The organism is Pelagicoccus enzymogenes, from assembly GCF_014803405.1.
GTDB lineage: Bacteria > Verrucomicrobiota > Verrucomicrobiia > Opitutales > Opitutaceae > Pelagicoccus > Pelagicoccus enzymogenes.
On record NZ_JACYFG010000004.1, the window covers coordinates 63,129 to 75,489 of the forward strand.

Sequence of the window (12,361 nt, forward strand, 5' to 3'; positions counted from 1 at the left end):
GATCTGGAACTTGGCGCCCCCTCCCGCTACCGCCAATTCTCTTCCACCCACTTGGCCGGACGCGAGTAGCGACGCACCCAGAAGCTCGTTCCTTCCAGAGCTTCCTGCAGCTTCGGGTTGCCGTGGAAAATCGCGATGCGCGTGCCCGCCGGATACTTCGGCTTGATGAAATAGTTGAGCGGGGCCGTCGGCAAGCAATGGTACTTGTAGCTCACGCACCACTCCGCCGGCCAGTACTTCAACTTGCCACGCTGGTGAATCGCGTCGCTCAGGTAAGCCTGCTCGTTGCGGAAACGGGCCCGCACGTCCTCCAAATTGTTAAGGAAGTAGTCGAGCACGTAGGGATGCGCCCCCGGACGAAAGCGGAACACGGAAGAGTTGCCCGTCACACGACGCGGATACTTCCAGTCGTTGATGATCAAGAACTCGCCCTCTTCCTCGAAAAACGGGTCGATGCTGTCGAGAATCACCACGTCCAAATCCAAGAAAAGCGTGTCCCCCTCCAGATCTTCCAGCTTCTCCGGAAACATGCTCAACTTGTTCCAGCCGCGCTCAGGAGCGCCCGCCGGCAACTTCATCTCCGGCAAAGGAAATACCTCCACGTCCGCATCGATCCCCTCCGGACGATCCGTGAAGCACACGAAGCGATGCTCGTACGACAAATGCCGCTTCACCATCGACTTAAGACGGTTCACGTACTCAGGACCATAGCGGGTCCCCCACTTCATGCAGATCACGTTTCTCATGCTCGTCCGCCAAGAAGGCGAAAGCCTCCACCCCACGCAAGCGAGAACCACCCATGGTGGGTCGACCGCTCCGCGGGCGACTCCGTACCCCCTTCGCGCTTCCCCATCGAAAATTCACCACCCCCCGCTACCCCTGCGGCAACAACGCCATCTCCGAGAGCAACTCCTCGCTCAAGCTCGCCGACAAGTTCGCCCGCCCCGAACCCAAGTAGCCCGCAACCGCCTCCACATCCACTGCAAGCCAGTCCTTCAAAGTCGAAAACACCACCGGAGCCCGCCCCTCGTCCTCCGGCAGGTAGACGTAGTCAATGTAGCCCAGCGAGCTGCCAATGTCCTCGTACCCGATCTCGTAGAGCGCGTCCAAAACCGCCCGCTGCCGCGTAGACGGATCCTCGATAGCCCTTGCCCATTGAGCCGATACCACCGGCTCGCGGCGCGCCTTCAGGCGAGAGACTTCGGACGCCACCGAATCACGCTTGCCCGGTTCCCCCAAGCCCTCGTGAAAGCCGTGCAGCTCCTCGTCCTCCGCGCCCAAGGTCAGATGCTTGGCAATGCTGCGCACCCCCGCCAGCGACATTTCCTGCTCATTTGCCAAGACCCACTGAGCGGCTCCTTCGCCGTCGCGAGCGGCCCATTGCTCCGCCACCGCATCCATCACCGAAACGTCAAAGACTCCGGTCTCCAGCTCCGCCAAACGATCCAATGCGTTCTCGGGTCCATCCCGCACGATCCGATGGGCCACCAGCTCCGTCAGCTCAGCCTTCAAGTCCGGATCCGCCAAGCCAGCCAATACCTCCGCCGCTTGCTCGTAGTCCCGCAGTTCCCCCACCAAAACGTCCATCGCCCTCCCATAAAGATCGTTCTGCAAGCCCCGATCAATGTAGCCGCCGTCCGGCGCCACCCAAGCCGACTCGATCCAAGCAAACGCCCCCTGCGGGTCCGCCATCGTCCAGCCCCTAGCCACCGAAGGAACCAAGGCCGCACGCTCCGCCGGAGTCATGGCGCTGAGCAAAGCCACCCCCAGATCCGGGGACCGTTGGGCAATTTCCTGCAAAACTCTTCCCGCATAGCCAAGAGCCCGATGGTCGTCCAAATCCCGAGCCATCAACTCCGCAAAGTGCTGCTCGAGCTGAGGTCCCGAGAAGTCCCGCAAAGCCACCTCCAGCATCAAAGCGCCCTGTCGCTCGTTTTCCCGCAAGACCTTGTCCGCAAAAGCGATTTCGTTGCCCGCCTCTCGAGCCAACAAGCTTTGCCAGTTCGCCTTCTCCACCGACCTCGCCACCTCAGGTAGCTGCGGTGCCTCCTTGCCAGCCTTCACCTCTGCCACCGTCGCCGCCGGGCGAGCTTCCTGCCGAATCGCCTCCAAGATGAAAGCCACGCAAAAGCCCAAGGCAGTCAGGGTCAGAATTGAAAAAGCGATTTTGGCAGCGAGTCTCACGAAACAAGATCCAGGAAACAAACACCTGCGCGAGCCCGACGCACATGGCAAGCCTCCCCACAGGCGTAGCGTCCGCTGTCCCAGCGGACAGAACTCCGAGATGGAGGGACGATCCGCAAATCCAAAGCAGCCACCCCGAGAAACAAGAAGGCCGACGATCTAAGATCGCCGGCCCAGGAATCCAACTCTTGTATGTGAGCAAAAGCTCCCGATCGAATATAGCCTGCTGTTACCCTAGCCGTCTCCGAGGAGACGCGTTCGATCGGAATCCTAAACCCGAGAACAGGATATCACTTTTCCGCCTAAAATCTATTGGGCCCGCTGCTCAAATTCGATAAGTGGTAGTACGTAAAATTTGGACACATACGTGTAACAACTGCGCAAAACCGTGAGTGAAACATCCCATTTTTAGCTCGTTTGCCCTTACTGGGATACCCTCATACCACTCCCCATCTCGCCAAGAATCCTTGATTCCGCCCCGCAGCGCCCAACTGACCGCAGCAATAAGCCTCAAGGCGTCAGGTTTCACGGTCACCCAGCCAATCGTCTCCAAACCGTCAGTACAAACTGAAGGCCATTCGGCGGCGCCTCGCCCAAAAAAATTAGAAAAAAGTCAAACAAAGGCGCTTTGCGTCGTCGCATCCCAGCAATTCGCCCTACTGCCGAACCCAATTTGACACAATTCAACAAAACGCTTGACCACCCCCCACCGTTTTTGATCTAACCCCCACCCTACTAATTAAGCGGGTATAGTTTAGTGGTAGAACTCCAGTCTTCCAAACTGGTTGCGTCGGTTCGATTCCGTCTACCCGCACCACTTTCTTAAAGCGCTGTCCACTACCGGGCGGCGTTTTTTTGTGCTCGCTCACCAACAGGACCAAGGCAGAGCCATCTCAAAAAATCACCGCTGCTCGAACGACCAAGGTACCGTGGAACTCACTCCCACAACCACCCTTCAGGAAAGCCCGCTGGCAAGAAAGATAGATATCTGGCGACGACTTCCTCCCCCACTTCGCCAGTCACGCAATGAGCGTCGAATCTGTACCAGTAAATGGATACAAATCCCGACAAGAACACTTAACCGTCCTCTGCGGCCACCCCACAGTTCAGCCGAAGCCCAAATCCCCCTAACCTCAAAGCCAAAACCAGGGTAGTGGAGCAGGGCAAACTACCCCGCCAAGAGGTCTTCGAAATAGTGGGTGGCTGCCCTTGTCGGGCCAACTGTGGTTGGCCAATAGGCTAGAGACTGCGACCTAGTCCACATCCAAGCTTTTGAGGTAGGCCAGGCTGAGAGGGATGTCGACATGAGGCCGGACGCCCTCGTCCTCGATGAAATGAAGGTCTACCCCGTACTCGAGTGCCGTGCTGATGACAGCCTCCCAGTCGATCTGGCCGGTGCCAACCGCCACTTTGTCCGTGGCAGGCGCGCCGCCGGTCGGTTTTCCGATCGGGGCTCCTTTCCTGATATCCTTGATATGGGTGGCAATCCAGCGGTCCTTGTACTTGTGCAAGAGTCCGACGGGATCTCCCCCGCCGTGCACCACCCAGAAGACATCCATTTCGAACCAGACGGTCTCGGGATCAGTCTTCCGAAACATGGAATCGAGGAGGGTCTCCCCTTCCAGTTCGCCGGGAGCAAACTCATAGCCGTGAGGATGGTAACCGAAACGGATCCCCTCTTCCGCGAACATTGCCCCCCACTTGTTAAAATGCGCCACCGCAGTGTTCAACTGCTCGATGTCAAAGGTATCGCCCTGCCGTATCCATGGAATGAAGACCGCCTCGACGCCGAGAGCCTTCATTTCAGCTACCACTTTCTTCGGATCTTCCTTCATCGCCCCGTACTGGACGTGGGCCGAGCGCAACTTGAGGCCGCGCTTTTCGATTTCTTCGCGGTACTCCTCAGGAGTCCACCCATAGAGCCCCGCTGCCTCCACCTGCTCGATCCCCCAAGCCTTTACTAGGTCCAACGCCACCTCTGGGTCTTCCTTGGTCAAGTCTCGAAGGCTCCACAGTTGAAGCCCAATCTTGTTTTTGAAGCTTCCATGCCCATGTTCATGGGCCTTATCGCTCCCCGCGAATAGGAACGGCGCCAATAGTGTCAGTGAAAGCAGGGTAAGGGTCGTTTTCATAATACGCTAAGGACAGGTGCTCGGCGAAGCGCTGTAAATTGGAAAATGGCTGCCACTCGCGAATCCTTCGTTGAAAGAGAGCGGAGCAGTCACGGGTCGAAACAGGATAAGATGACTCCTTAGACGACTAAGGCGTGCCTCAACCTCTTATTCGACAAGCCCATCAACTTCGCTCACGGCAGCCTCGACTGATACGGCTGTGCCGTTGAACAGCAAAAGCGTAAGCTCAACGAGTCCTGAGATCTCCAGTCAACTCAACCATCTATCCTACTCCGGCCTAAAAGCTTAACTCTCACAACCGTCCCATCCTGGCGTCTCCAATCTCCAAAGAGATAACGCAATCGCATAACCTGAGTGACCTGATTTATCGAAGCGAATTCAACAGAATAAAACGAGCCGACGGGATCTATTTAAGCGCAGAAACGAGGTCTTGAGTCAGCTGCATCATGCTGACGATAAACAATTCTATATGGTTTATCGATATATCCTATATGACTTAGGGTATAGAACGACATCAAATACCCTCGATAACAAGCCGTGCCCAACCTCTCAACCCTCACAGCAACTCACTATCCTACAACCACTTGGAATCTTCCTACAGAAATCAATCAACAGTGCCACCGCAGATGACAGCCTGCTCTATAGGCAGACGGACAGAGTAACTAATATTACCGAGTCCGGTTTGACGAGGGCAGGTATTTGAACAACCTCACATATATTAATAAGACCAATCAGTTTTATTGATAAAGCTACCCACTGATTGCCCCTTCCCCCTACACTATAGCAGCTTAACACTGCTCGTCTCCAAGGCTGCAATTCCAACTAGAACATACCCCCTACCCCCATACCCTCCCACCATTATTCGAGAACCTGTACTGGTTTACACTTTACAATTGGCAATCCGTCACGAATTGCACCCGCCTTTGTTAGATAATGTCGTGCCGAGGACTCGGCTCGAAAGCTAGCGGAAGCCAATGCATCCTGGTTGTTAAGATACCCAGAGTCCAACCGGCCCACGACGGGCTGTTTCAGTGCCCCCCCCTCCGCAACATCCTCGAACGGCTCCCTGTCGCCCAACAATGCGCTCCGGCTAGCCCGCCACTAGAAACTGCAAATTTCCAACACTCGCTCAATCTGGCTCCGCCCCCAGGCTCCGTGGCCAAGCTACATGCCTCGAAAAAGGAAAGCGACCCCTGCCATAGCCTACGATTTGAGCGCTGAGTACAGCCGCCTTCCGCGACGCCATGATTTCCTGTTCATAATCAACTATAACCTATGAAAAAACAAAACCTAAGATCATGCACGATCATGGCGTTTGCGAGCACCTTGCTCACTCTGCCAATGGTCGGTCAGGACGCAGACGGCGAGGAAGAAGAAGTCTTCGAACTCTCGCCGTTTGAAGTCACGGCCAATGATAGAGAAGGTTATCAAGCGGTGGATACGCTGGCTGGTAATCGTCTGAACACCAAACTGCGCGATGTCGGTAACGCCATATCCGTTGTCACGACGCAATTCCTCGAAGACACTGGAGCGACCGATAACAAATCCCTGCTGCAATACACCACGGGAACCGAAGTCGGAGGCACGCAAGGTACCTTCGCTGGTACAGGCGATGGAGCATTGCTCGACGAATCGTCCAACTTCATCAACCCGAACCAAAACACGCGCGTGCGCGGCCTCACCGCCGCCGACAATACGCGAGACTTCTTCACTTCCGACATTCCTTGGGATGGATACAATGTCGAACGTGTGGAACTGCAGCGCGGGCCTAACTCCATCCTGTTCGGACAGGGAAGCCCAGCCGGCCTCGTAAACGTCGGCTTGAAAAGCGCTGCCTACGAGGACGAAGGAGAAGTCGAAGTACGGTTCGATCAGCACAACAGCATTCGGCTGGCCTTCGACATCAACAAAGTCCTTATAGAGGACGAGCTGGCGGTGCGATTTTCCGTCCTGAACAATGACGAAAAATATCAACAAAAACCCGCATACAGCCTAGACAAACGTATCTACGCGGCCTTGCGCTGGGATCCTGCCTTCCTCAACGGCGAGGGCGTCAGGACCACCTTCAAAGCGAACTTTGAAGACGGGAAGGTTGAAAGCAACAACCCTAGAACCCTGCCCCCTATCGACCGCATCACCCCTTGGTTCGATACCGGCACCTATAATGGTTCCTACATTTCCAACGGAAACATCATCGGTCCCGACGGAGAGCTGATAGCTGTCAGCAAAGGCGACACTCGGGTTTACCAAGCTCTCAATAGGCAAACGTTTAATGCCCACCAGTTGCAGCAGGACAACGTCCAGTTTCCGAACCACGGCCAAGGCCGCCCGGGCGTTAATGGCGGTCCGTATTCTGGTGCCTTCAATCCCGACTACAATCCTCGCCTCGGCAGCTTCGCTGATGCTTTTGGCGGTCCCATCAACTACTTTGCGGTAGACGGCGGATCACCTCAAATCTGGCAACAGGAAATCCAAGGATCTCGCGGTATTGGGCCAGATGGTAACATCGATGGAGGAATCGGCGGCTTCGACTTCAACCGTTCGATGGGAATCGCAACCGAGTCGGACTTCGCCAAAAACGCAGGCCTGCCCTTCGGCGAGTTTGGCGTCTACAAGAACAACAGCATTACCGATCCTTCCATCTTTGACTTCTACAACAACCTGATCGACGGTCCAAACAAGGAGGAGTGGCAAAACTTCAACTCCTTGACCATGAGCTTCTCCCAGACCTACTTGAGCGACATGGTTGGTTTCGACCTGTCGTACAACAAGCAGGACTACGACAACGGTCAGCTGTCACTCCTCACCGGAAGTCAGCAGGCTCTCTACATCGATATGATGGGAGTGTTCCCCGACGGCAACACAGACGGCTGGGATCCCGGTGAAATACCTTTCGACAACGGCACGCCAAATCCGAACGTTGGACGTCCATTCGTCTCTGATAAAGGCCAGTTCGGAAACAACTCCTACGAGAGCTTGCGCGAGAGCATCCGCGTCACTCCTTTCGTCAAGTACGACTTCGACAAAGGGGACGGCAACTGGTTCACCAACATACTCGGTAGCGGGACAATCACTGGCCTTTACAGCGAAGACTCGCTCGACCGTGAAAACCGGAACTGGCAACAGTACGCGATCGAAGACCAAGGGTATATCGACTTCATGAATTTCGCCAATGTCAACAGCTTCAGCAGTGGCGATCTCGCTCCCAGCACCGTGGTCTACTTAGGTGGTTCGCTAAAGGACGCTTCCAGCGCCGTCGGGGCAAACATTCCAGGCATCACCCAGAAAGTTAACCTGCCACGGAATTCGATAACGAGAGTTTTCGACTCAACTTGGGGCAATTATCCAGGTGTCGATCCAGCAGCGGAGTGGATCAACAATGCGTATCTGCCACCCGAACTGGAGTATCCAGATTATGACCCTTCCGATCCAGACGCAGAGACCCTGTGGCCAGATCGTCGCCTAAGCACCCAAGCGGAGAACCCGCTGAACTACGTGGGCTGGCGCGACTATCCGTACACCTTGACTGCGTCAGAAGACTCGGCAGCGAACCGCGAAAGACTGACCACTCGGGCTGCCCTCGAGAGCAGTGAAGTGGAATCCCAAGCGCTGATCTGGCAGGGGCACCTCATCAACGATTCCATCGTCGGAACCTACGGATGGCGCAAGGACACGGTGACCTCTCGATCTTTCAGCCAGGACACCAATGATCATCTCGACGGCGGCGGATTCGGATACTTGGACTTTGACCCTTCCTACTACACGCTCGAAGGCGCCAGAGAGAACCAACTCGAGGTGCAATCTCACAGCTACAGCATCGTTACGCACCTAGACCAGCTGCCTTTCGTCAGCGACCTCGTGGACAACCTGCCATTCAGCGTGAGCTTGTTCTACAACAACTCGTCGAACTTCCAGCCTGAGTCGGCTCGCGTCGATGCCTACGGCGAATCCATCTCCGCCCCTGCCGGCGAAACTTGGGACAAGGGCATACTCGTGCAAAGCAAAGATGGCCGCTACTCCTTCAAGCTCAACAAGTTCACGACCAACGTTACCAACGGTACGAGCACAGCTCTCAGCAATATCGGATTCGTAGGGCAATCCCAGGACTGGGGCGGCAACTGGGCCAACCAGTTTGAATACGACATGTCCATCGACAACCAGTCACACGTTATCAGCCACATCGCCAAAAACCGACCCGCCGGTTCCCCTATTCCGCCTAACTTCTCGGAGGACCTTCTCCTTCCGAACGTCGACATTTGGAACGATGGACAAGGGAATGACATCAACGGTGACCCCGTTGACGGCGGAAGAGGTTCACTGTACAACTACGGCCTCGCTCCTGGAGAGACAGCCGCGGATGCCGCAGCCCGCGAAGCCAATGCGATCGCCGCATGGCGTTCTTGGCAGGCTTCGATCGACCCACGTTTCTACGAAGCGTGGAAAATCGATCTGAACAGCCCGTTTAGAACCACGGATGCGACACGCATCTCATCCACAACTCCGCAAAACCTAGCGGTCACCGAGGACAGCACCTCGCAGGGCTACGAAATGGAGTTCACGATGCGTCCCACCGAAAACTGGAACATCATGGTCAATGCCGCCAAAACCACGGCAGTTCGCAATAATATCGGTGGCGCTGCACTGAACGAGTTCATCGCTGGTTACGAGAACGCCCTCAACAATACTGCGGCAGGCGACATCCGCGTCTGGTGGGGTGGTGCCGGTAACGAAACGACCCTATTCCAGTGGAATCGAGAAATCGGTTCCGAGTGGACTTCGCGCAAGCTTCAGGAAGGCACAAACGTCCCGGAACTTCGCGAATGGCGCGCCAACTTGATCACCAACTACGACTTCACCGATGGTAAATTCGCCGGTCTAAGCGTAGGTGGTGGCCTTCGCTACCAAGATTCGGTAATCATTGGATATACTCCCGTAATCGATTCGGATGGAAAACTCGGCTACGATCTAGCGAACCCCTACATGGGACCTTCCGAGACGAATCTGGACCTCTGGGTCGGATACGGCAGGGAGTTAAATGACAATCTCGATTGGCGAATACAGCTAAACGTTAGAAACGCCTTTGAGGGGGATGGCCTGATACCGATAACGACCCAACCGGATGGCACGCCGGCGGGCTATCGTATAGCGCCGTCGGAAACCTGGTCGATTAGGAATACATTCTCGTTCTGACCAATTGATATTAATTGGTCGTCTTTGCGCGCCCCCGGATTTTCCGGGGGCGTTTTTCTTGCCTGAACGAACGGCCCAATCATAATGCAAGATCCCAGCTGTTCTATTTTTTGATCCTTGTTTTGCCCCACGAACAAAGCTTGATTCGCTCTAGGCTAACCGGCAGCTTCTCGTATTCACTTCTCGATTACTTAGATATGCGCGTACTAGCGATCACAACAGTAACCACCCTATACATCGCTGGCGCTAGCTACCTCAACTCCACCCCACAGTCCATTCCTCTCGCGCCGCCCAGCGCTAAAAGCAGCACAACCCTTTTCACCCGCCTCAGCCCAGAAGAAACAGGTATTCGCGCCAACAACGAGTACGCTGACCCTCGCATGTGGGGCGAACGCTACCAAGAATTCGCGCTCGGAGCAATCGGTACCGGCATCACCGTCGGAGACTACGATAACGACGGAAAGCCCGACCTCTTCATCGTGAACAAGACCGGTCGCTCCAAGCTATTTCGCAACCTCGGCAACTGGAAATTCGAAGACACCACCGAAAAAGCCGGCCTCGCCCCCAAAGCCGAAAACGGACTCCTTAGCTGGTTTGGCTCGGTTGAGGATGAAAGCTCCGTCGAAATCTGGAAACAAGGCGCCGCATTCGCCGATATCGACAACGACGGAGATTTAGACCTGTACTTATGCCGTTCCAATGCCCCCAATCAACTCTTCATCAACCAAGGCGACGGCACCTTTAAAGAAGCCGAGAATGCCAATGGACTCGCTCTCAACAGTGCTAGCGGCATGGCTTGCTTTGCCGACTTCGACAGAGATGGCTGGCTCGATGTCTACGTGCAGACCAATCTCCTAGACTCAACCACAAGCCCTGAAGGCAATCGAGACCGTTTGTATCGCAACATCGGATACGGTAAATTCACAGACATCACCGACGCTGCCGGAATATCTGGGCTGACCTTAGGCCACTCCGCCACTTGGTGGGACTACAACGAAGATAATTGGCCCGACCTCTACATCGCGAACGATTTCGCCACGCCCGACACCTTGTATCGCAACAATGGCGACGGCACATTCACAAACGTACTAGATCAAGTCGTCCCCCACCAACCCTTCTCCTCAATGGGCGCCGACCTCGGGGATATCGACAATGACGGGCACATTGACTTCTTCGTCGCCGACATGGCCCCCACCACCCATGAGATGGACCACCGTGGCATGGCTGTTACCCGCTACTCCATGCGCGAAGAAAACATTACACCTGGCACCGCTCCCCAGTACATGTACAACGCTCTGTATTTGAATAATGGAACAGGACGCATGCAAGAGGGAGCCTGGCTCTACGGCATAGCCCGCACCGACTGGACCTGGTCAACTCGCTTCGTCGACTTAGACAACGATGGTTGGCTCGATCTTCATGTCACCAACGGCATGTCCCGCGAATACCAAAACGACGACCTACGCCAAAGAATCTACCGCACTGTTCATCCCAAAGCACGCCTCGCAGTCATGAAATCCAGCCCAGTCATGAACGAGGCTAACCTCGCCTACCGCAACCAAGAAGGCCAAGGCTTCAAACGCGTCGAGAAAGACTGGGGCCTTGGAGAAGTCGGCGTCAGTTTCGGCACCGCCTTCGCCGATTTCGACAACGATGGCGATCTCGATCTCGTATACAGCAACCTCGACGCCCCTCCCACGATCCTCCGCAACGACAGCCAAACAGGAAATCGCGTCATTTTCGATCTCCGAGGCTCCGCTTCCAATCGCTACGGCGTCGGCGCCACCATCGAGATTCAAACAAAATCCGGAAAGCAACTACGCCAGCTCGTCCTAGCCCGCGGCTACCTTTCTAGCAGCGAACCCGCCCTCCATTTCGGCCTTGGCGAAGATACCACAATACTGAGCGCCACCATAAACTGGCCAAGCGGAACAACCCAAATTCTAGAGGACCTTCCCGTTAACCAGCGGTACCTCATCCAGGAATCCTCGAGCTCCGAATCGTCCAGCAACGATTTGGTCAAGAACAAGAGAACAGCACCGATTTTTGCAAAGGAAGCAGCTCCAGCACAATCCCCGTCGCCAAAAAACCAGCCCAAACCGGATCTACCCTTTCTCGAATCCACGCTCTGGAATTGCGCTGTTAAAGCCGATTTCAACGGCGATGGTATCCCCGACTACGCCATCGGTAACCAAGGTTTAAATACACACTACCAAGCCACCCCCGAAAACTCCATCGTCTTCTTCAAAGGTAACTTCGGGGGACGTAGCCAAAACCAACAAGTCGAAGCCTACTACCAAGACGGTCGCCTACTCCCCTTCGCCTCGCGAAAGGAACTCATCGCAGCGATCCCACCCCTCCAACGACGAATCCCCTCGACCAATAAGTACGCCGCTTCCACCATCGAAGAAATTCTCCCACCTGCAGCCCTCGCCCAGGCAATCCGCACCGAAATAACAGAACTCCGCAGTGGCGTCCTGATCAGCCAAGCAGACGGCTCCCAGCGCTTCATCCCCTTCCCCTTCATAGCCCAAATCGCTCCTATCCAAGACTTCGGAGTAGCCGATATCGATGGCGATGGTCATCTCGACCTCCTAGCCGCCCAAAACGACTACCAAGTCCCCGCTCATATTTCACGCTACGACGGAGGACTGGGCCAACTTCTCCTAGGAAATGGTGATGGCACCTTCCGTGCAATAGATCCTCAGTCAAGTGGCATCATCATAGACGGTCACGCCCTGTCCATCCATATCGAAGACCTGAACCAAGACGGAAAAACCGACTTCATCGTACAGCGAGAAGGCCTAGAACCACTCGTCTTTCGCAACCAATCCGAAGGCACCTCCTCCAACTAG

General features: G+C 55.3%; 5 protein-coding genes and 1 tRNA gene. 3 read left to right on the forward strand and 3 right to left on the reverse strand.

From position 1 onward, the window contains the following. Positions 1–26: 26 nt before the first annotated feature. Both IEN85_RS02300 and IEN85_RS02305 read right to left on the reverse strand, forming a co-directional pair. Positions 27–746, reverse strand: coding sequence for a hypothetical protein (locus tag IEN85_RS02300; RefSeq protein WP_224772410.1), 720 nt, complete (start codon positions 744–746; stop codon positions 27–29). A gap of 127 nt (positions 747–873) precedes the next feature. Further along, a complete protein-coding gene (locus tag IEN85_RS02305) occupies positions 874–2,184 on the reverse strand; it encodes a hypothetical protein (RefSeq protein ID WP_191615458.1) in 1,311 nt (436 codons plus the stop codon). 743 nt (positions 2,185–2,927) lie between these two features. Between IEN85_RS02305 and IEN85_RS02310 the strand changes: the two genes are divergently transcribed. Next, a tRNA-Gly gene (locus IEN85_RS02310) sits at positions 2,928–3,001 on the forward strand. Between the two features lie 436 nt (positions 3,002–3,437). Here IEN85_RS02310 and IEN85_RS02315 read toward each other — a convergent pair. Beyond that, positions 3,438–4,316, reverse strand: coding sequence for a sugar phosphate isomerase/epimerase family protein (locus IEN85_RS02315; protein ID WP_191615459.1), 879 nt, complete (start codon positions 4,314–4,316; stop codon positions 3,438–3,440). A gap of 1,275 nt (positions 4,317–5,591) precedes the next feature. On the opposite strand from IEN85_RS02315, the gene IEN85_RS24305 reads away from it, so the two are divergent. Next, positions 5,592–9,506 (forward strand): TonB-dependent receptor plug domain-containing protein, encoded by a 3,915-nt coding sequence (locus IEN85_RS24305; protein WP_224772411.1) that lies wholly within the window; start codon positions 5,592–5,594, stop codon positions 9,504–9,506. A gap of 197 nt (positions 9,507–9,703) precedes the next feature. Then, a complete protein-coding gene (locus tag IEN85_RS02325) occupies positions 9,704–12,361 on the forward strand; it encodes a VCBS repeat-containing protein (RefSeq protein ID WP_224772412.1) in 2,658 nt (885 codons plus the stop codon).

Bases quoted from the DNA above. Each gene is read 5' to 3' on its own strand.
- IEN85_RS02300 (WP_224772410.1), bottom strand. From the start codon at position 746: ATGAGAAACGTGATCTGCATGAAGTGGGGGACCCGCTATGGTCCTGAG.
- IEN85_RS24305 (WP_224772411.1), top strand. From the start codon at position 5,592: ATGAAAAAACAAAACCTAAGATCATGCACGATCATGGCGTTTGCGAGC.
- IEN85_RS02315 (WP_191615459.1), bottom strand. From the start codon at position 4,316: ATGAAAACGACCCTTACCCTGCTTTCACTGACACTATTGGCGCCGTTC.
- IEN85_RS02325 (WP_224772412.1), top strand. From the start codon at position 9,704: ATGCGCGTACTAGCGATCACAACAGTAACCACCCTATACATCGCTGGC.